This window comes from Marivirga lumbricoides (genome assembly GCF_014636295.1).
Taxonomy (GTDB): domain Bacteria; phylum Bacteroidota; class Bacteroidia; order Cytophagales; family Cyclobacteriaceae; genus Marivirga; species Marivirga lumbricoides.
Map to the genome: position 1 here is coordinate 428,468 of NZ_BMEC01000002.1, position 21,704 is coordinate 450,171.

Sequence of the window (21,704 nt, forward strand, 5' to 3'; positions counted from 1 at the left end):
GTTATTAATCTTAAACAAAAATGATATGGATTACTTAGTCGTATTAGGCATACAATGCACTTTCAGCATGTTATTATTTTTTCTGACTATCAAATGGTATGTGATTCCAAAAATCACGAAAGATACAAAGTTTGATATTCTAGCTCTGCTACTTTTAGTTAACGCATTTCGCTACCTGCCTCTTTCACTGTTCATGCCAGGTCAGGTCTCGGCTGACTTTCCTCTCTACTTAAAGGAAATTGTAGCTCATGGTGATTTTCTGTCAGGAATACTGGCATTAATTGCCCTGATTTTGCTCAAATCTCATAAGAAACCAGCTGTAGCTTTTACCTGGCTTTTTTCAGTGGTAAGTATCATTGACATATTAGTGGTTTTAACATTGGCAATGTCTGAAAAAGTGTATGAGTTGCCCCTTGGTGCCAACTACTTTACAGTCTCGGTTTATGTGCCACTACTAATGGTAATACAAGTGGTTATATTGAAAATTCTCTTATCAAAAGCTTACAGATGAAAAGAATGCTAAAACAAGGAGATATTGCTCCGGCTATAAGCACCCTTGATTTATGGGATAAAAAGATCAATGTTCCGACACAAGAAAAATGGGTTTACTTAACATTTCATCGTTTTGCCGCCTGCCCATTTTGCAATTTGAGAACTAATGAATTGATCCGTCATTACGATAGCTTCGAGAAAAATAATCTGGAAATCATATCCATTTGGCCGTCTGATAAAGAAAATCTGTTACGCTATGTAGGAAGCAAAAAATCGCCTTTTCCATTGTTATCAGATAAGGATAAAACCATCTATAAATCTTACTGTGTTACGGAATCATCATTTGTTGGGGCGATCAAGTTATTGCTTCATCCCAGGTTGATAATGAATGCTGTAAAGCAAAAGCCTAAAGACATAGAGATTGATGGTGATCTGAATCTAATGCCAGCCAGCTTTCTGGTAGATGCATCCGGAATTATACAAATGGCCTATTATGGAAAACACTATGGAGACCATCCCAGCATTGAATATATCTTTAAAAACATAAAATGAATATTATGAAAACAATTTTGATAGACATTATACTGCTCTTTAGTCAGCCCATAACTCAAAATCACAGATTGACTATTCATACCGAGGCATTTTCAAATTCAATTCCATAAATTTTGTTAATTCTTTTACCTCCTGACATAAGGCTGTCATTTGCTGCCTTTACGTTTGTGCAATTAAAATTTAACATAAAAAAAATGACAAGCGTAACCAAAACAGAACTTAATTCAATTGATTTTCCTAAGGCTAAAATGATTTCAGTTAATGGAGTAGAACTGGAAGTTTTCGAAGGAGGAAAGCAAAACACTAAAAAGCCTATTGTATTGTGTCATGGTTTTCCGGAACATGCATTTTCATGGCGCTATCAAATTCCTGCACTTGTAACTGCAGGTTATCATGTTATTGTCCCTAACCAAAGAGGGTATGGAAACTCATCTCGTCCAGCCGAAGTAACAGCGTATGACATAGAGCATCTAACCGGAGATTTAGTGGCGTTACTCGATTATTACGGGTACCAGGATGCCACTTTTGTAGGCCATGATTGGGGCGCAAATGTAGTTTGGAATCTCGCTCTATTGTATCCAGAGCGGGTGAACAAGGTGATAAATTTGGCTTTACCTTATCAAGAGCGAGGAGAAAAACCCTGGATTGAATTGATGGAAGAAGTATTGGGCCAAGATTTCTATTTTGTTCACTTTAACAGACAACCAGGAGTGGCAGATGCTGTATTGGAAGAGCATACATCCCGGTTCTTTCGTAACCTGTTTCGCAAGAATGTACCTCCTGTTCCACCAGAACCAGGAATGTTAATGATCAACCTGGCCAGAGCAGATGAACCCCTCGGTGAACCCTTAATGAATGAAAATGAACTTTCTATTTTCATTTCTGCCTTCCAATCATCAGGATTTACGGGGAGCATAAATTGGTACAGAAATCTGGATCGCAATTGGCATTTAATGGCAAATGTAAAGCCCAGAATTGAACAGCCAACATTGATGATATATGGTGACCAAGATTCGATTCCGAAATCACACGCGTTAAAAGATTTTGCTCCGAATTTAGACATCATTAGCTTAGATTGTGGACATTGCATTCAGCAAGAAAAGCCAAAAGAAACAAATAATGCTATTATAAAATGGTTAGAGCAAAAGGGCACTATTCAGAACAGAAAGTCATTAGATAAACATACAGAAACGAAAAGCTAATTCATCGACACTATTTTATATTTAGTAGATTTGTAAAACTCACTTTTTATTATTTGGTAACTATAAGTAAGCTACTTCGTAATAGTACTTTTCTATTTATTAAAATTTAATATAAAATGAGTTTAGCAGAGGATTTACAGTGGCGTTATGCAACTAAAAAGATGAACGGAAAACCTGTTCCTCAGGAAAAAGTAGATTACATTTTAGAAGCAGCAAGGATGGCTCCTTCTTCATCAGGCGTTCAGCCTTATGAAATATTTGTGATCACCAGCCAGTCTTTAAAGGAAAAAATTAAGCCAATAGCCTGGGGGCAGGAGCAAATTACTGACACATCCCATTTATTAGTATTTGCCAGCTGGGATGGTTACTCTCTTGAACGTATTGAGAAAGTATTTCAGAAAACCCTGGAAGAAAGAAAGCTCCCACCCGATACGATGGATGCCTATAAAGAAAGACTATGGAGCAATTATGAGCCGCTTTCTCAGGAATGGCATGCACATCATGCTGCCAAGCAGGCGTATATAGCTTTTGGCATGGCTATAGCAGCTGCTGCAGAACAAAGAGTAGATGCTACACCAATGGAAGGCTTTATTCCTGATGAGCTTGATAAAATTTTAGGATTAAAAGAAAAAGGATTGAAAAGTATTTTATTACTGCCTTTGGGTTATAGAGATGAAGAAAATGATTGGTTAGTAAAAATGAAAAAAGTAAGAACTCCTAAAAAGGATTTTATTACTGAACTTTAAAAGTACATGTCTATTAAATTAAATGCTGGCTCTGTTGGGCCAGCATTTTTTATTTGAGCAAAAAAATATATTAAAAATTAATTTATTGTTGTCGCATATACTATATTTACGGCAACAATAAAATTTAGTGATATATGAGACAATTAACTTTTGCTTCACTACAAGTGAAAAACCTGGAAAAATCTATAGCTTTTTATACACAAAATTTAGGTTTTGAAATAGAAAATAGTAATCCACAGGCATGCGTGTTTAAATATGGTGAGGGAGAGGCAAGTTTTGCCATTCGCACACCGCTTGAACCCATTGAAGGTAAGGAATTAGGTGTGGGGGTAGCCATTTGGTTTGCGGTTAAGGAAGATGTAGATGCTTTAAAAGAAAAATTTATAGCAAATGGAATAACAACTACCACGCCTGTAATGGATACTCCATTTGGCAAGGCATTTCACGTAAAAGACCCTGATGGTTATAAATTAACCTTTTTGGAAACAAATTAAGCATGGAGAAAGACAGGAGATATTGGATTATTGTTGCTTCAAAAGACCATGTGAAGTCTGCTATTCAACAAGGAATTGCACAAACGTGTCATGGAAAAACTGCTCCGCTAAAACGGATGAAAAAAGGAGACTTAGTACTATTTTACTCTGGTAAGGAAACAATGGGAAATCCTGCAAAATGCCAGGAATTTACAGCTATCGGAAAAGTAGAAGATGAACAAGTGTACTCAGTACAAATTACAGAAAATTTTTGTCCTGCCAGGCGAAAAGTATACTTCTACAATAGTGAAGATATCTCCATACTTCCTCTGATTGATGATTTAAACTTTATACAAAATAAAAAAAAATGGGGTTTCCCATTTCGATTTGGTTTCTTTGAAATAAATAAGCACGACTATAGTATTATTGCTTCTAAAATGCTCAATGAAAAAACATGTCAGATAAAGTAAAATTTCATTTTTCCGGTCCTGAAGAAAGCCCAGGATATCTTTTAGCGCAATTAACAATTCTGTGGCAACGCAATCAGAAAAAAGTGCTGGACCCTCTGGAATTAACCCATACCCAGTTTGTAATACTTTCTTCTATTGCCTGGCTAAGCAGCATACACACTACAATTACACAGGTAGAAATTGCCAGGTTTAATAATTATGACAGAATGATGGTTTCTAAAGTGCTGAGAACCTTACAGACTAAAAAGTTGATAGAAAGGAAAGAGCACGCCACAGATACCAGGGCCAAGATTGTAAATCTTACTTCCAAAGGCAGTCAAATACTTCAAAAAGCTATTGTACAGGTTGAAAATGCTGATATTGACTTTTTTTCAAGTTTAGGAAGTAATCTGCCCAACCTGAATAAAAGTATGAAAAAACTGATTGAAGCACATAGATCTGACAATTCAGAATTAGAAAACGAATAGTCATGCTTTCTTATAGAATGAGCATATTCTAATCTTTAAACTATTGAATTAATTAATCAATAATATTTTCTCTAAAATGATGATTCAATTTGTTAAATTTATCATATAGTCAATGTATCTTCAAGTTTTTAAAAGCACCATTTTTTATATTGCACTTTTTAATTAGGTATTAAATCAACCATGAATTCTGCAGATCATCAGATGGTATTTGAGTTTTTCAATAAGATAAGTCCAGTTAGCACTTATCTTCAAACCGAAATAAGTCACTTACTTAAAACAAAATCTTTTACAAAAGGACAGTCAATTTTAAAAATGGGAGAAGTAGAAACACACTCCAATTTTGTTTTAAAGGGTGTTGTTCATCAGTTTGTGTATGATGAAGATACAGTTATTACAACTAACCTAACCCCTGGTGGTTTGCCTTTTAACAGTCTCAAAAGTTATATTGAAGGTTGCCCCTCTCTTGAGGTGCAGGAAGCCATTACAGATGTGGATTTACTTTATCTGGAAAAGAATGATTTAGATGCTTTAATGGCAAAGAGTCATGAATTCAGTTACCTCATGTACAAAATACACGAGAACATTCTGCTGGACAGGGAAAACAGAATGTTTTTACTGCAATACCGGAATCCTTCAAAACGGTTCAGACTATTTTATGAAAATGTAGAGCGATCTAAAGGATTAATGGGTTGTACTCCGGAAAAATTTCTGGCAAGCTATCTTAATATGACCCCGCAGCAGTACAGCAGGGAAAAACGAACATTAAAAGATTTCACTTTTTAAATTAAAAAAAAGTAACTTAACCTGAGGCAATTCTTAATTGACAAATATACCTCTCATTTGGATTCATTAAATATCTCTGTGCAATATTACGGAGGTATAATTATAGCTGACAGAGGAAACACTCAAAGACAGGCGAGCCGGAATGATAGAATAATTAAACTTTCACATGTTAACCCAAAGCTTATTCCTATCTGCTCTGTTCACCCTTATGACTCATTATTTGCATTAAAAGAGATAGAAAGGCTCAAGGGAAAAGGAGTGGCTATAATTAAGTTACATCCTTTTTCTCAAGAAATTGAAGGTAGATGACGAAAGGGTTTTAAAATTACGCAAAAAAGCAGGAGAAATTGGAATCACAGTTCTAATTGATAATGCTAATATTACCTCTCCTGGAGATGTAGAGCATCTTTGAAATTTGGCTCTGGAGTGTAAAGAAACAACTTTTATTTACGCGCACATGGGAGGAATGTCTTTCCGTTCCTGTGGAATATTCTCAAACTTATAAAAACGAACGAAGACTTTTGTAATAACTATATACATTGACATTTCTGGCATTATATCCCTATTAGCAGATTCGCCAATTGAAGATGAATTTGTTTGGATACTAAGAAACATTGGAATAGATAAAATACTGACGGGATCAGATTTTCCTCAACGGACGCTTGAAGAAACTGTTAATGCCGTAATGAAACTCGACTTAACACCTACTGAACAAAGTAAAATACTTTATGGCAATGCGGCATCATTAATAAATATTAAAGAACAATATTCCTAAGTCTATCTGGCTTCTTGCTAAATAAAGTGATTGCAGATGCCACTTATCTTCACTATTTTAGTTTAACATTCATTCATAAACGATGTGCGTAAGATGTATTAGTTCAATTTTAAACTCCATTCACATAGAAGCTGCAAAGTTGGTCTGGATTAAGTTAAGCTTTGTAATTTATATATTATTACTAAGTAGTTGCTCAAAAGAAATTTCCATTATCAATGAGTCGGATGCTTTTGCGATATGCAACGCCAACTTGTCATCATGCGCCCAAAGTCCTCAGGCGGCTTATTGTCTTTTCGGATACAAATGGGGAGCAGATCAGAATTTTGATCAAAGTGGAATTAATGCAGTTGGCCCTCAAACATCCGGAGGTACAATTACATTTTCCTTTCAAGAAAAAAATGGGACTATAAATACACACAGGCAAATTAATGTACCTTCTGAATCGTGGAAAGAGATATTATCTTGTGCTCAAAAAGAAATTAGAAAAGCTATACTTGAATGGCAAGAGGTAGCCGATATCACTTTTCAAGAATTACCACAAAACAGTAATAGTGACATCCAATTTTATACTGCAGCCATCTTTCAGTCTGCAGTGGCCTTTCCTAATTTTACCGATACAAGCTGTAAAACATTGAGTGGAGATGTGATCTTCAATGCTAATTCGAAAGAAAAATCCTGTAACGCATTTTATATTAATGCACTACATGAAATAGGCCATGTTTTAGGACTTGGGCATGTGAACTCCTCAAATATTATGGCACCTGATGAATCAAAGTTTGATTTACCTGGATTGCAAAAGGGAGATATTTCAGGAATTCAACAGATTTATGGAAAAAATTGAAAAGTTTTTTTCAAAGATTTTAAAAGGTTCATTAATTAGGTCAAGAGTCGTTTATATTTCTATTAAACTCCAGCAAATCTTTCCGGCATATCCTGTATATAGAAATATTCTAAAAGCCTTTTTAGGAAATTAAAAACTGCACTTAAATCATCTGGAAGCTAATGGCGGGTGAATGGCGGGTAAAGTAATGCCCTATGTTTTGATTTTTTTTCAGCCTGTTGTGAAATTGCTTGCAGTTAAAATCAATCACAACATTTTAAATTTATTGAACAATGAAAAAGTATAAAAGCAAACTTACCAACCAGATCATAATTACCCTAATTATATGTTTTCTATTGTATCCTTTTTCAAACTTTGCTTGCACCACCGTAAGTGCCATTGCCAGAAATGGTCATGTTTGGAATGCTAATAATGAAGACGGGCCGAAAGGAATTGCCAACTTTCTAAACGTATTTCCAAAATTAGACAACACTAAATATGGCTACTTCACGCTGTCTTATATGTCTCCTCGTAATGGCACAGGTGGAAGTATTCAGGGTGGAATGAATGAGGCCGGACTTACTTTTGACTTTGATGCGATTGACTGGGTAGAAGATTTTGATCCATCGAACAGAAAAGTTTTTCCATCTGGTAATGATGCTATATTACCACACATACTGGCCAACATGAGCACAGTAGAGGAAGTTATTGCTTTCTTTACAACCTACTGGTTTCAGAATGGCTTTAGAGGTGCACAAATGCATGTGGCAGATAGAAACGGTAGATTTGCAATTATAAGTGCATCTGGTATTCAATTGGTAGAAAAAGGTGAAAACTTAGTTTCTACTAATTTTGATATCTGTGGAAAGGAAGACGGTTCATCTTGCTGGAGATATCCAATTGCTAAAGCCAAATTAGCTGAATATGGAGCCAGTTTAGCTACTATGATGGATATCTGCCGTGCAACTTCCCAAAAAACAGGAGGAACAATGTACTCTAATATTCAGAACCTTAGCACCGGAGAAGTTTGGCTTTTCTCTCAACATAATCCTGGAATTACAGTACACACCAACATTCATGAAATGCTGAGAAAAGGTCAGAAGTCTTATACATTTAACGACCTAAAATCTCTTATAGAAGAAAGACCAATTACACAATGGACAGAACCTCATTCTGCCAAATTAGCTAAAGAGGAAATAAATCAATTCTCAGGTGTTTATCATAATTACTATATTGGTAAAATTATAGTTGAAGAAAAGGAAAATACAATTGTTCTTACTTTTGAAGATGGAATGTCCTTACCATTAATTCCTTCATCAACCAATATATTTTATTTACCAAAGGAAAGGGTAAAAGTAGAATTTGAACATGATGATGAAAGAGATAAAATGGCTATTAAACTCTATGAGGATAATTATTGGTCTTTTACCGCCTGGGATAATTCTTCGCAATCAAATAACTAAATATTATTGGCATGAGACAACCTAAATTAGGTAAAAAGATAGCTGAGCTTAGAAAAACAAAAAGACTTACACAAGAGGAGTTAGTGGAGAAGTGCAACATCAGCATAAGAACCATTCAAAGAATTGAGGCGGGAGAAGTTAGTCCCAGAGATTACACAGTGAAAACAATTCTGAATGCTTTGGATTATGATTGGGACCAAGTAAGCAAAGAGAAAGAAGAAAACGTGGAATCAAATTGGAGCCTCAATATTTTGAGGATATCTGCAAACAAACCTATCAACTATTATATTAAACAAATAAAAATAGCCTGGGTTAGTGGAATCCTCTTCTTCATCATAAGATTCCTTGAAGGAGCTGTAGAGTATTCCAGAATTGTTGATAGATCATTATTTGATCCTCTATCATATATTTTAGTTAAAATAGCTATTGTGCTGGCGGCTGTTTTCTTTTTCCGGGGATTTGTTGTTATTGGTTCATTAGTTGGCAATCAATTACTCAAAATGATTTCTGCAGTAAGCATCAGTCTTTATTTGATCATCATTGGGTTGGATGTTTTCTCTATTTTAACAGGCTTAATTCCCACTGATTTTATGGTTTTGTTATATTCTGTAAGCTTCGGACTCTGCGGATTAATTTTTGGATTCTCACTAATAAAGCTTAGGTCACAATTTGGAAGGCTGGCAAAGCTTGCTGGAATATTAGAAATACTAGCAGCATGCTTATCATTATCCATTATTTTAGCTTTCATCAGCCCTATAATTTTAATTCCTGCCGAAATACTAGAAGTAATTGTAATTTACAGAGTTATTGAGTTCTTTAATAATAATGAAAAAGCTGAGGAATATTTATAGCAATTATTTCACCTATCTACAACTTATTGTGTGGTGACTAAAATTAAAAAACAAAATACTATTTCGATAAAAATAAAGCCTCAGTAATTTATAATGAAACAGCTTTTGAGGCTCATTTAGTCAACATAATACTCTCTTTAATAGCAGTTTATTATATCCAATTATGTTACCTATTATTAATAGCATAGTAAATAACAGTATCGAATTAAAAATATTTAACTAATTCAGGCTTTACATATCATAAGTACTTCCAAATCTGTCATATTCCTCATTATCAATAGAGTTATCACTATTAGTATCCCAGGTATTATAAAATCCATCTTGAACTTCATTATCGTCAAATCGATTATCATTATTAGTATCCCAATCATTATACATTCCTGAATTACTCATACCTGTGGAATATTCATTATTATCTAAAACTCCGTCATTATTTGCATCCCATGCTTCAAAATTATCATCACCCCAATTGGAATTATTGTATTCATCTACAGTAAGTCTGCCATCATTATTTGAATCCCAGTCATGATACAGGCCTTCGTTAATTTCACTGTCATCATAATAACCATCATTGTTTTCATCCCAGTCACTTCCAAACTCATTATCAGAATACCAGGAGTTAAATTCACTTCTGTCAATATTGTTGTCTTCATTGACATCCCATGTTTCGTACTTTTTTGTTACATGCGCAGAAACAGATGAGACTGCAACTGCTAAAAATATTGCAGAAAAAAGAGTTCGCATTAAGCCTTTTGAGTTGATCGTTTTATTCGTTTCCATCATTAAAAAATTTTAGTTTATGAAAAAGTAGTTCTAAGTAAGTAACGCCACTACAAATTAGGAGGATACCTAAAAAGCACCATTTGTTTTCCACTCAAGCCATTCATCAGTAAGTGCTTACGAATATCAGCTGATATCAATTGGATAATATTTATCAAAACAAAAATTTGCTTTTAATTCCATGGAGCCTATATTTGTGAACTATTTAAAATTAGTCTAAATACAAAGACTCTTCACCTATACAATCATGAGCAAGGGCAAATATTCAGTTAGAAAATTCTTTAATGACATTCATTTATGGATGGGAGTAGCCAGTGGTATTATTTTATTCATTGTGTGTTTAAGTGGCACAATTTACACTTTCAGGCATGAAGTAGAGCATGCTTTGGAGCCTGAAAAGTATGAAGTAAAGAAGCCTGAAAACAGCTCACTCCTCTCTTCCAATCAGTTAATAGCGCTGGTTGAAAAAGAGACCTCAGGAAAAGTGACCTCTATCTCTATTCCCGCAGATGAAACTTCCTCTTATGAATTGTCGGTAAAATCCTCTCCTGAGGAAAGAAGAGGAACTGGTTACTATGTAAATCCTTATACCGGAGAGATACTGGGAACACAAGGAGGCGCAGTGTCAGATTTCTTTTTGGTAATAATGAGGCTACACCGATGGTTATTAATTGAGGGTGATGCCGGTAAAATCATAGTAGGTGTTTCTACTATCATTTTTGTATTTCTAATTATCTCAGGAATAGTTATCTGGATGCCAAAGAAATGGAAAAACTGGAAACAAGGGTTCAAAATAAAGTACAACGCCAACTGGAAGAGGGTAAATCATGATTTACATAATACCCTGGGCTTCTATTCAGCAATTTTACTTCTCATCATGGCTTTAACAGGCCTCTGCTGGTCGTTCGGGTGGTATCGGGATGGCTTAAGCAATGTGATTGGCGCCAAAGTTTTTGGAGGAAGAGGAGGTTCGGCAGAGCAGGTTCAGGTACCAGCAGACTCCACAAGGCTGCCATTGGCAGCATTACTTGCTACCGCTAACGATGAATTTGATTATGAAGGAAACTACAGAATTTCAATTCCATACAATGCGGAGGAAGCCATAACAATACAGAAGTCTGGTGTCGGCTTTTTTGCTTCTTCAGGCTCAGACAAAATTCAGCTGAACCCTTATAATGCAGAAATTATTAAGATAGAACGTTTCGCAGATAAGCCTTTCAATGAAAAAATAGCTTCTTCCATTAAACCACTTCACACGGGAGAAATATTTGGGCTATTTAGTAAGATACTCTACTTCATCAGCTGTTTAATTGCCACCAGCTTACCTGTAACCGGTATAATTATCTGGATTAATAAATTGAAGAAGAAAAGGGCAGCAAAGAAAAAGAAAAACAAGGTTTTAGTTCAAAAATAATTTTTAAGGTCTTTGTAAGAGCACACTTTAACATATATAAAGTGCTATAAGCAAGTGTATTGAACATTCACAGAGTGTCAAATGAAGTTCAATAAATTTCATTTAATTTTTATTTAAAATTAATCTAAATAGAATTAGGTTTTTCTAATGGAGGAATATATTTTTGCTTCCAGTTATAATTAGTCTAAATAAAGAAAGTGAAACGATATCTCTGCTCCATCTTACTTCTTTTTTTTCTTATGGCACCTTTCCTGCTTTTAGCCCAGGTAATTAGAAAAGGAGAATGTGCTATTTCAGGTATCATTCGTTCAGAAGCAGGAGAAGTTCTTCCGGGAATTACAGTTGTTTTGGAGGGTACCACAATAGGAAATGCCAGCAATTTTGAGGGGAATTACCAAGTTACGGGTATAGCTCCAGGCAGCTATAAACTTCTTATTTCAGGTATAGGTTTCACTGCTCAACATCACGCTATTTCTCTGCAGGAGGGTCAGCAACTAAAGTTAGACATACAAATGAAAGAAGATTTACAGCAGCTTAATGAGGTTGTTGTAGAAGGAAAATCAATAAAGGCTGAAATAGAGGAGACAGGTTTTGCTGTCAATGTAGTTGAAACAAAAAAGGCCTCTCTTCAATCCATACAAACCAATGATCTTCTTAACAGGGCAGTTGGTGTGAGAGTGCGACAAAATGGTGGTTTAGGCTCTTCCGTAAATTATAATCTCAATGGCATGTCAGGTAATTCTGTGCGTATTTTTATTGATGGAATTCCTATTTCTACTTATGGCCCATCATTTAGCTTAAACAGCATCCCTCCTTCTTTAATTGAGAGAATAGATATATATAAAGGCGTTATACCCGCACACCTCGCAGACGATGCCTTGGGGGGTGCTATTAACGTAATCCTGAAGAAGGAAATGACTAATAACCTCACTGCCTCCGTTTCATATGGCTCTTTCAATACACAACAGGCTTCAGTTAGCGGAATGTATCGTGACAATCATTCAGGCTTTACGGTAAGAGCGTCCGGCTTTCATAATTATTCAGATAATAACTATGAAGTATGGGGTAAATTTGTTCGAAACATCCTCGCCAATGGCCGATATGATTATGTTAGAGCAAAAAGATTTAATGATGCTTACAGGTCTTCAGGAGGACAAGTACAACTTGGTTTTACGAATGTTAAGTGGGCAGATCAATTCTTTATTGGCTATAACGGATCTGATGATTATAATGAAATCCAACATGGTCGCTATATGTCTATTCCATATAAAGGAAGGTTTTCAACATCACAGGCCCATGTACTTAATCTTAGCTATCAAAAAGATGATTTCCTTACTAAGGGACTTAACCTGTCCTTCAATGGTATGGTGAGTGATAGAAATGAAATTATAAATGACACGGTAAAATGGAATTACAATTGGTTTGGAGAAAAAAGTATAGGGTTAAATGGTGACCCCATATTAAGACCTGATGGCGCTCAGCAAGGAGCTCCCACCCTTAACCACATTGATAGAAATGTTAACACTTTCCGGTCAGGTTTAACTTATACTTTCAATACAAATCATAAAATTGTTTTTAGCCACATGTTCTATTCTATTGACAGAAATCAACAAGATATGAGAAAATCAGCAGTAGAGAGAGAATTTATTGGAACAAGGGACTTAACTAAAAACATATCTGCACTGGCCTATGAAGTAGAGGCTTTTAACTCCAATTTAAAAGCAAATATATTTGGAAAATTTTACCAACAAAAAATTGATAGAATAGACCCTATCTTAATAAAAGAAAACGGAGAAAGCAGAAAAACAGAAGACAGAGTTCAAAGTAATAGAAATACTTTTGGCTATGGTTTTGCATCTTCATACACTATTAAGCCCAGACTTTTATTACTCTTTTCTGCAGAAAAAGCGGTAAGAATGCCCTCAGAAGGTGAAATTTTTGGAAGCCCAGGTGATAATATAGTAGAAAATATTGGAATCAGGCCAGAGATAAGTAATAATCTTAACATTGGATTCAGAGCGGGGCCTTATGGTAATGGTCTCCATAGGTTTAATATATATGCCTCAGGATTTCTCAGAGACACAAAAGATAAGATAGTTCAAAGAATTAATCCCAGGCTAAACGATGCCGTACAGACAGATCCTTTCGAAAACCTGGGTAAAACAAAATCAATTGGTTTTGAAGCAGAATTAAAGTATGAGCTGGACAACAACCTTAATATTTTGCTAAGTGTTTCCAGATTCAACTCAGTATATAACCTTCGGTACGATGCCAATGGAAATGAATACAATAACTACAATCAGCAATTACCAAATGAGCCTTTCTTTACTGTAAATAGCAATGCACAATATACCCTTAATGATTTAATCCAAAAGAATTCCGCTATTAATTTCAATTATAGTTTTGGCTTTGTAGATAGATTCTACACTACCTGGTTAGAAATTGAAGATTTTAGAACACCTCGCCAGTTTATTCAGGACGTGGGAGTAAGTTATGTATTTCCTAATAAAAAATTTGTGGTAAGCGCTGACGCCAGAAACATATTTGACAAACAAGCTTATGACAATTTTGCTGTGCAAAAGCCTGGAAGAGCTTTTTACCTTAAAATCAATTACACAATCAATAATTTCTAAATATATCTTAAAAATGAAAAACAGATTTTTAAACTTTTTAATGTGCGGAGCTATATTTTTAGCTTTTACATCCTGTAATGAAGATGATGGAGCTACAGGACCTGACCCCACCAACGATGAACAATGGGTAACTGTGGCAGGAGCTGCTATGGGTGAAAACCCCGGGGATGGAAATGGAGGAACATTAATTTATGCAGTAAGCTATGAAGATGCTATTAACCCGGAAGTTTCAATAGATGTTTATGAGGATGGGGAGCCGGTAAAATCCAACAGAACTGCCAGAATACAGGTTTCAGAAGATGGAAATACACTTTTTAATATCGCTTATGCAGGTGAAAACGGTGGAGAATTTTCAAGATTTGCTGTTGGAGGTGGAGCTAGTTATGTTGAGGAAGATGTTACAGTAAGTATTGCTCAATATGCTGGTACAGCACCAAGATGGGGGAAATTATATGATGGTGACAAAACAGGTATTGCAGTAAATATTGCAGATATATCTGCAAACAATGCACCAGTTGACGAAAACTCTGATGAGAAAACCGGTCCTTTTGAATACTATAGAGGCACAGCAACAATACTGGCTTTAGATTTACAGAATGTTGAAATTTCAGGATACCAACAATACGAAATTCCACTATCTCAAGAGGAAGAGTTAGCCGGCCACACTATTTTCCGCCTAGATGCTCCGGTATTAAATCAGGTAGGAAACAAGCTGATCATTGGTACCTGGATGCGTAAGTATGATCCTGAATCAGGTGATAGAGAAAGCGAGTGGGATAGGTTAGGAACTAAATCAGTTGTGGTAGACTATCCTTCTTTAAAAAACGCTAAAGTAATTACATCTACAGTAGCCCATGGCGATTGCTCAGGATACAGAAGTAATGTAAATTTCCTTGCTGAAGATGGCAACATATATCAAGCTACTCAAAGGAATCCTAATGGAGAAGGATCTTATATCCTTAAAATAACTCCTGATAATGAATATGATAATTCCTATGTATTCAGCCTTGATGAGGCCTTAGGAGCAAACGATGTGTATGTGCAAACCTGGAGATACGTAAGAAATGGTAAAGGCTATGTAGTTTACAGAAAAGGGGAATCGGACCAAAGCTTTGTTGCTCTTGTAGACCTTAATGCAAGAACTGCAAAGGTTGTGGAAGAAATCCCTAATGATGCAGATTTAAGTTTACATCAGTACCAGGGCTTCCATGTAAGTGGCGATAACTTATTAATGGCTGTTACTCCTATTGGTAAAAACGGAAATATCTATGTGCTAAACAGCCAGACAGGCGAAGTAACCAAAGGTGCTCAATTGATTAACAAACCAGGTAATCACTACATTGGTGCTTTTTAAATAAATATCTATAGTTGAATCGTTAGTTTTCTTTAAATCCAGATTAAGCATGAACTGTTTAATCTGGATTTTTTATTTACCCCCAGACCAGCTCCACAAAAGCAGCCTTTGCAATTATAGGCTTATCGTGATTCACAGCTAAAGAAGCTACTGTTCCTTTAACGCTTTAATACATTAAAATCACCATTGCTATTTTAAAATAAAAGATATTTTTCTAATTTTGTAATGATCAATACAAAATTAAATGAGAGGAAGGCCATCCATATTTAAGGAAAAAGAAGTTTTACAAAAAGCACAGCAGGTTTTTTGGTCAAAGGGATTTACCGCCACTTCACTGGAAGATATCCTACAAGCTATGGGTATGGGGAGCGGAAGCTTTTATAATGCTTTTAAAGGTGGGAAGAAAGAAGTATTCAAAAAAGCATTAAACCAAAGAAGAGAAGCCTTTAAAGCATTCCAGGAAGCTGCAGCAGTAAGTGAAAACCCTGTAGAAATGATCAAGAACTTTTACAGAGACATTGCAAAAGCAGATTCTTCTACTCACATGAAAGGATGCATTATAGCAAATACTATTGTTGAAATGGCATCTCTGGATGAGGAATTGGAAAAAGAAGCCGTAGCCATTCTTAAAGAGGTAGAACAATTTTATACGGAAACCTTTGCGAAAGCCCAAAAAGAAGGCAAACTAAAAACCAGAACTGCTCCTGAAATTTTAGGAAGATACCTCATCACCTTATGGAATGGCATTAATGTAACAAGACGAATGTATCCTGACAATAAATTGCTGGCAGAGCAGATTGAGATGCAACTTGAAATAATCAACTAATTTTTTTATCAAATTTTGTAATGATCAACACAAAAATAATTTCATAACTAAAATAATATATAATGGATTTACAATTACAGGGAAAAACTGCATTTATTAGTGGCTCTACGCAGGGAATTGGTTTTGCTATTGCTAAGCAACTGCTAAAAGAAGGTGCTCATGTCATCATCAATGGAAGAATCAGCCAAAAAATAGATACTGCAATGTTCACCCTTCGAAAAGAATTTCCGTCAGCCACTATTTCAGGAATAGCAGCTGATTTCACTAAAGGGCAAGAGATTAAAGAATTAATAGAAAGGCTACCAGCAATAGATATTTTGGTAAATAATGTAGGCTTATTCGAACTTAAGGAATTCACTGAAATTACAGACTCCGATTGGCAAAACATATTTGAAGTCAACGTATTAAGCGGAATACGCCTGTCCCGAGCCTTATTACCAGGAATGCTAAATAATAATGAAGGCAGAATTATCTTTATTAGCAGCGAAGCAGGAATTAACATTCCTTCCAACATGATCCATTATGGAATGACAAAAACCGCTATGATCTCTGTTAGCCGAGGTCTTGCTGAAATGACTAAAAACACAAAAGTAACAGTCAATTCAATTATTGGAGGCCCCACTTATTCAGAGGGTGTAGCTATTGCTGTAGAACAGCTTGCAAGCTCACAAAATCAATCCATAGAAGAAGTAAAGAATGGTATTATGCAGCATTTAAATCCTACCTCCTTATTACAAAGATTTATCGATACTTCTGAAATAGCCAGCCTGGCAACTTACTTATGTAGTCCTATGGCAAGCGCTACCAATGGTGCTGCTTTAAGAGCAGATGGGGGTGTATTAAATAGCATTCTTTGAAAAGCTAATTCATTTACGTGTACTAAAGCTGTAAGCGCAAAGTTTACTTCGATTATAAATGGCCGGATAAATAAGTCCGGCCATTTCACTTTTATAGTTATTTTATAATAGTATTCTGATCTATCAATATTTTTTGGTCATTGGCAACTCTTATTCTGTAAACTCCTGAAGGAAGTTCCGTATGAACCTTAATATTTAAACTTCCGGAAATATCTTTTTGATACACTACATTTCCATTAGCGTCAAATATATTAACATTCAGTTGTTCATTAGATTCCTTTTCATCTATCTCAATATTGATGACTCCAGAAGATGGTGTAGGATAAATTACAGATTTACCAGACTTCGTCTCAATTGCACTTGTAGTATTATTACTACTTCCACTCATTTCAAAATGCCCCCAGCCTACGGTAGAGCTATAACGAATATAATATTTACCATCTATTTTAGCAGGCATGGAATTGGACCACTTATTGGTGAAATCAACACCGTTAATTTCAAGAAGGTCAACACTCCACGAGTTGACAAATGAAATGTTTCCGGAGGTTTCAAAACAGGCCTCATCAACTCCTTCCTTAGTAAAGGGAACAGATACGCTAGTGGGATTTTGGCAAGTTTCATTTCCGCCTCCCCCTGCTCCATTAACTTCTATTGAAATAGTTTCCTGCGAATTTGTTCCACAATTATTAGTGTATGTGACCGCATAATTACCTGCCTGGCTTTCCTGAACATTAGAAAATGAAACAACTCTTGTATTTGATGTAAAACCGGAAGGCCCTGTCCAGCTCCAGGTTCCTCCGGAAGCAGCAGTTGGTGCTAATTCCAGATTATCTCCAGCTGTAACACTTATCTGGCTGGAGGTAACAGCAGAGGCACCATTTATTCTATAAACAGGTGTAATAGCTGTAGGGTCACATGAATTTCCACCACCATTACTTCCATTCTCCCAATTCCTCGTAATCTCTCTAACAAGTAAACCAGATTCGGTAAGCATTCCATCTGACCAGCCACCGTTAACGCTTGCTCCCGGCTTCAATACAGAGGCACCTTCCACCTTATCATTAACTGACCAATTTGCATTGCTAAGATCATTTTCCTCCATAAAGCTTACCCATTCTTGTGTGGAACTCTGTGCTACAGCCCCATCTCCGGAAGCATTTACTGTACCCCATTCTGTCACCATTAAAGCTGCTCCATTATTCAAAGCTGTGGTAGCTTTATCTCTTAAGTATTGGGTATGTGTACCAGCATAAAAATGTAATGTATAGGCAATATTATTTCCATTGATGGGATTAGCTGATGCAACATCAACATCCTGCGACCAGGTAGGTGTGCCTACTATGATAAGGTTGTCAGGGTCTATGGCTCTGATGGCACTTATTACTGCTTCAGCATATGGTTTTATATCATTAGACCACGATGAACCTCCCAAAGGCTCATTATAAATTTCATAAATTACATGATCAGTATTTCCATATTGAGTGGCCATCTCCTGAAAGAAGCTTATTGCCTGAGCCTGGTAATCTTCCGCATGATGCGAATGCCAGTCAATAATTACATAAAGTCCGTTGGCAATAGCCGCATCTACTACAGTAGTCACTTTATTCTTATTGCTTGTTGGGTTTTGAATGTAACCTCCGGGCTCTTCAACGCCCATAGCTGCTCTGATTAAGCTTATTTCCCAATCCTGCTGTAGCCAATCAACCACGTCAGCATTGTAATACTTTTCTCCTCCCCACCCATCGTTACTCCAAAATAAACTGGTACCTGAGAAGCTTACTACTTCATTGTTCTCGTTCACAATCCGGTTACCATTTACAGATAATGCACCATTAGAAGAAACCGGTGTTTGTGATAACAGAGGAAATGAAAGCAAAGTGAAAATTAGAAAAGTCCACCAATTACGCATATTGAATGCACTGGGGAATAAATAATGACTGTTTTTAGGGTTTTGGTTTTTCATAATATTATTATTTATAGATTAAAAAAATAAGAGATTTAATGGGCAGATATGCCTCTTGCAAACCTCTTTATCAATGCATGTTACTTCTAATATACTTAAAATCGAGGGGAATTAATTATTATTCTCATTAGTTTTCCTCATTTCAAAAAATCTCTTGATTGTATCTAATAAAAAAAGATGATTTCACAATTTCTCTTTTCTTTGTGAGCTATGATAGCTTATTAAAAATAAGCAAAATAATTGGTGCGTTTATTAATATACCTTTTCTGCTATTTTAGTCTCAGTTCTTTTTGATTTAAATAGAGTTGCTGGTTGATTTTTACTCTTTTTTCTCTTCTTTTTATTCAGCCACACCAAAAAGCCGGTTACTGGTAAGCTGGCACAAATCAGGCTGATAAAGAAGGCCAACAGCTTACCAGGAAAACCCAAGACTGCGCCAATATGGATATCATAATTCATCATAGATAGCTGATCCGCAAAGTCTGCTTCTTTAAAATCATCTCCCTGCACTCTAAATCTTTCCAAGGTGTACTGATCATAATAATAGGTAGTATGATTATACCAGGAGCCATGGTTTTGGTAAGCAATAATTTCAATGGCATCATCTTCGTCTTCTATTATAGGTGTCATATAAAATCCCTGAGCATCGCTTTCATGTGCCAAAGTTTTGTACCAGGCACGATCCAGCACCGGAATGCTATCATTGGCCAATAAGCCGGCTTGTGAAGTGTCAGAATGAGGATGATGATGACCCGGCTTCTCCTCTCCTGCCGAAGTAACATAATAAAGAGAATCTTCAAACCATTCAAAACTCCACACTAAACCTGTAACGGCTATCACAAAAGCCAACACCAAAGAGTAAAAGCCTAAAACATTATGGAGATCGTAGTTTACACGCTTGAAGGTTCCATTCCATTTAATTTTAAAGCTCTTATTTATGTTTGACTTCTTTAGGTTTTTAGGCCACCACATGATTAAACCTGTTATTAAGAGCACAACAAAAACAAGGGTGCCTACTCCTACAATCGGCCTTCCTATATTATATGGGAGCCACAAAGCCCTGTGTCCATCAACAATAAATCGGAAGAAATCAAATTCATCGCCCCCTATTGACTGCTGTTTTTTAAGGAACTCTCCTGTATAAGGATTTAAAAATACTGCTGTAAAGCTTCGCTTCCCATCAGTAAAAGAGCTAAACCCCACTGCAGCTGCTCCTTCTTTATTACTGTAGGTCAAACCTGTAGGTTTTGAATCTGGCATGTAAGTTTGTGCCGTATCAAGTATTTGACTGGGAGGTACAAATGCTTTATCCTGCACTTCTACAAAACGCCATGGTTCTAAAGCATCTTTTATTTCCTGTTGAAAAACATAAATGCAGCCAGTTAAACTCACTATAAAAACAATTAAACCTGATCCTAGCCCTAACCAAAGGTGCAACCAATCATTCAATCGCCTTATACCGCTTTTCTTCTGCTGTTTCTTATTTTTCATAGGAAGCTATTTTAACAGTAAAAGTAAATATCAGCGCTTAAGGCCGATATTTACTTTTATTCAATTTCTAAAATCTAAAAAAACCTGCAACAAAATTAGCTTCTACCCTGGCTCCTTTTGTGGCAGTTAAACTCTGTAGGTCAATCCTATAAACAAAGATCCCTTCTTCCTCAGGAATACAGGTATAAACAAAATTGCCGTCATGTAAGGCAGCTAACCTCCGGCCTAGTCCAGCATGTTCAGGTACATCTGCTATGTAGTTAACTGTTTTAGCTTCCAAATCCACAATAGCTGACTTTAAAGGACCATCAGACCAACGCGCCTGCACATCTCTTTCTTCCTGATTAATTTCTGCAAAAGCTTTTCCATTGCCTAAATACTTTAGGTGGGCAGTATTTAATCCATCTGTTGCTGCTTCTATGTCAAAGAAATATTCCTTGTCGAATTCAGTTTCTCCTCTTTTTATTTTCAAAATACCAGCAGGCTTAGTGCTTTGACTATAGCCATTGGCTGGATTAGAGTGAGAAACTGCATAAATATTGCCATTCTCATCTTCTATTAAACCTGACTTTACACCAAAACCACCAATTGGCCCTACTCTTGAATCAGTAATGATTTTTTCAAATTCTAATTCCGGATAAGAAAATACAGCTACACTTGCTTCATTAGTATAATCCGTAGCGAAGTCATCCGGATCACTGATATAATAACTTAAAAATAAATGATCTCCGCTAATTCTCATTCCAGAATAAGAAGGCCCCGTTTTATCTGTGAGTAGGGAAACCGGGTGCTCCACAGTATCCATTACAATTATCGAATTAGAATTAAACTTTCTGAATGTTACAACCTCTGAATCATTTGAAATAGATACAGATACTAATGTGCCATCATCCGCTTTTACAATGTCAGATAAACTATTGGCAAATGAAACATCTCCTACCTGATTTAATTGGTCATCTGCTCCTTGAGTAATGGCTACCACATTAACATCATCCAATCCGCCAATGCTATAAATTGTGCGATCAAATTGTGTGAAATCATAATAACCAGGTTGCTCAATACCTGTTCCGACAGCCGATAAGGTACCTGTCATTACATCGGCAAAAGGTACTGTATAATAAGTGAAGCCTCCTTCACTGCCTTGAATAGCTAAAGACAAAGCATAGTCACCTGCTGGTGCGACTTCATCATCATTATTACATGCTGTTACAAAAGCAGTAGCACTTACTACTAATATGGCCATAGCCCAGCTTCTCATTTTATTTAATGTAATCATATTGTATTTGCTCTAT

Annotated in this window: 22 protein-coding genes; 18 read left to right on the forward strand and 4 right to left on the reverse strand. The window is 36.0% G+C overall.

Annotation, left to right across the window (positions count from 1 at the left end; all coding sequences use genetic code 11):
- Window positions 1–25: 25 nt before the first annotated feature.
- The 13 genes from IEV85_RS04535 to IEV85_RS04595 all read left to right on the forward strand — a co-directional run bounded on the left by IEV85_RS04535 (window position 26) and on the right by IEV85_RS04595 (window position 9,094).
- Window positions 26–511: a hypothetical protein gene (locus tag IEV85_RS04535; RefSeq protein WP_188460608.1), complete on the forward strand. Its 486-nt coding sequence runs from the start codon at window positions 26–28 to the stop codon at window positions 509–511.
- Window positions 508–1,044, forward strand: a complete 537-nt coding sequence (locus IEV85_RS04540; protein WP_188460609.1) for a redoxin domain-containing protein — start codon at window positions 508–510, stop codon at window positions 1,042–1,044. Before IEV85_RS04535 ends, IEV85_RS04540 begins: the two co-directional genes overlap by 4 nt.
- 194 nt (window positions 1,045–1,238) lie before the next feature.
- Window positions 1,239–2,246, forward strand: coding sequence for an alpha/beta fold hydrolase (locus tag IEV85_RS04545; protein WP_188460610.1), 1,008 nt, complete (start codon window positions 1,239–1,241; stop codon window positions 2,244–2,246).
- Window positions 2,247–2,362: 116 nt separating this feature from the next.
- Entirely contained in the window at window positions 2,363–2,992 is a 630-nt protein-coding gene (locus tag IEV85_RS04550) for a nitroreductase family protein (RefSeq protein ID WP_188460611.1), read from the forward strand.
- A gap of 134 nt (window positions 2,993–3,126) precedes the next feature.
- Window positions 3,127–3,486, forward strand: a complete 360-nt coding sequence (locus IEV85_RS04555) for a VOC family protein (RefSeq protein WP_188460612.1) — start codon at window positions 3,127–3,129, stop codon at window positions 3,484–3,486.
- Window positions 3,487–3,488: 2 nt separating this feature from the next.
- On the forward strand, window positions 3,489–3,935 hold the full coding sequence (locus tag IEV85_RS04560; protein WP_188460613.1) for an EVE domain-containing protein: 447 nt from the start codon (window positions 3,489–3,491) through the stop codon (window positions 3,933–3,935).
- Entirely contained in the window at window positions 3,920–4,402 is a 483-nt protein-coding gene (locus IEV85_RS04565) for a MarR family winged helix-turn-helix transcriptional regulator (RefSeq protein WP_188460615.1), read from the forward strand. The genes IEV85_RS04560 and IEV85_RS04565 overlap by 16 nt, the downstream gene beginning before the upstream one ends.
- A 180-nt stretch (window positions 4,403–4,582) precedes the next feature.
- Window positions 4,583–5,185 (forward strand): Crp/Fnr family transcriptional regulator, encoded by a 603-nt coding sequence (locus IEV85_RS04570; protein ID WP_188460617.1) that lies wholly within the window; start codon window positions 4,583–4,585, stop codon window positions 5,183–5,185.
- 57 nt (window positions 5,186–5,242) lie between these two features.
- Entirely contained in the window at window positions 5,243–5,494 is a 252-nt protein-coding gene (locus IEV85_RS04575; protein WP_188460619.1) for an amidohydrolase family protein, read from the forward strand.
- Window positions 5,495–5,729: 235 nt separating this feature from the next.
- Window positions 5,730–5,960 carry an amidohydrolase family protein gene (locus tag IEV85_RS25200; protein WP_425562878.1) on the forward strand — a complete coding sequence of 77 codons (231 nt, stop codon included), beginning with the start codon at window positions 5,730–5,732 and terminating at the stop codon, window positions 5,958–5,960.
- 82 nt (window positions 5,961–6,042) lie between these two features.
- Complete coding sequence (locus IEV85_RS04585) at window positions 6,043–6,801, forward strand: matrixin family metalloprotease (protein WP_188460621.1); 759 nt, start codon at window positions 6,043–6,045, stop codon at window positions 6,799–6,801.
- 272 nt (window positions 6,802–7,073) lie between these two features.
- The gene (locus IEV85_RS04590) at window positions 7,074–8,243 is read left to right on the forward strand and encodes a C45 family peptidase (RefSeq protein WP_188460623.1); all 1,170 of its coding nucleotides are present in this window, start codon (window positions 7,074–7,076) and stop codon (window positions 8,241–8,243) included.
- Window positions 8,244–8,254: 11 nt separating this feature from the next.
- A complete protein-coding gene (locus IEV85_RS04595) occupies window positions 8,255–9,094 on the forward strand; it encodes a helix-turn-helix domain-containing protein (RefSeq protein WP_188460625.1) in 840 nt (279 codons plus the stop codon).
- A gap of 231 nt (window positions 9,095–9,325) precedes the next feature.
- On the opposite strand, the gene IEV85_RS04600 is transcribed toward IEV85_RS04595, so the two are convergent.
- The gene (locus IEV85_RS04600) at window positions 9,326–9,877 is read right to left on the reverse strand and encodes an EF-hand domain-containing protein (RefSeq protein ID WP_188460627.1); all 552 of its coding nucleotides are present in this window, start codon (window positions 9,875–9,877) and stop codon (window positions 9,326–9,328) included.
- A 244-nt stretch (window positions 9,878–10,121) separates the two neighbouring features.
- Here IEV85_RS04600 and IEV85_RS04605 point away from each other — a divergent pair, with 244 nt between their 5' ends.
- The 5 genes from IEV85_RS04605 to IEV85_RS04625 all read left to right on the forward strand — a co-directional run bounded on the left by IEV85_RS04605 (window position 10,122) and on the right by IEV85_RS04625 (window position 16,958).
- On the forward strand, window positions 10,122–11,288 hold the full coding sequence (locus IEV85_RS04605) for a PepSY-associated TM helix domain-containing protein (RefSeq protein WP_188460629.1): 1,167 nt from the start codon (window positions 10,122–10,124) through the stop codon (window positions 11,286–11,288).
- Between the two features lie 239 nt (window positions 11,289–11,527).
- A complete protein-coding gene (locus tag IEV85_RS04610; RefSeq protein ID WP_188460631.1) occupies window positions 11,528–13,921 on the forward strand; it encodes a TonB-dependent receptor in 2,394 nt (797 codons plus the stop codon).
- 13 nt (window positions 13,922–13,934) lie between these two features.
- Window positions 13,935–15,275, forward strand: coding sequence for a DUF4374 domain-containing protein (locus IEV85_RS04615; RefSeq protein WP_188460633.1), 1,341 nt, complete (start codon window positions 13,935–13,937; stop codon window positions 15,273–15,275).
- Window positions 15,276–15,519: 244 nt separating this feature from the next.
- Window positions 15,520–16,101 carry a TetR/AcrR family transcriptional regulator gene (locus IEV85_RS04620; RefSeq protein WP_188460635.1) on the forward strand — a complete coding sequence of 194 codons (582 nt, stop codon included), beginning with the start codon at window positions 15,520–15,522 and terminating at the stop codon, window positions 16,099–16,101.
- Between the two features lie 62 nt (window positions 16,102–16,163).
- Entirely contained in the window at window positions 16,164–16,958 is a 795-nt protein-coding gene (locus IEV85_RS04625) for an SDR family NAD(P)-dependent oxidoreductase (RefSeq protein ID WP_188460637.1), read from the forward strand.
- 97 nt (window positions 16,959–17,055) lie between these two features.
- Here the strand turns inward: IEV85_RS04625 and IEV85_RS04630 are convergent, their stop codons facing one another.
- From IEV85_RS04630 to IEV85_RS04640, 3 genes are all read right to left on the reverse strand, one after another.
- A complete protein-coding gene (locus IEV85_RS04630; RefSeq protein ID WP_188460639.1) occupies window positions 17,056–18,921 on the reverse strand; it encodes a cellulase family glycosylhydrolase in 1,866 nt (621 codons plus the stop codon).
- A gap of 252 nt (window positions 18,922–19,173) precedes the next feature.
- Window positions 19,174–20,412: a PepSY-associated TM helix domain-containing protein gene (locus IEV85_RS04635; RefSeq protein ID WP_188460641.1), complete on the reverse strand. Its 1,239-nt coding sequence runs from the start codon at window positions 20,410–20,412 to the stop codon at window positions 19,174–19,176.
- Window positions 20,413–20,479: 67 nt separating this feature from the next.
- Window positions 20,480–21,688, reverse strand: a complete 1,209-nt coding sequence (locus tag IEV85_RS04640; protein WP_188460643.1) for a DUF4374 domain-containing protein — start codon at window positions 21,686–21,688, stop codon at window positions 20,480–20,482.
- Window positions 21,689–21,704 lie beyond the last annotated feature (16 nt).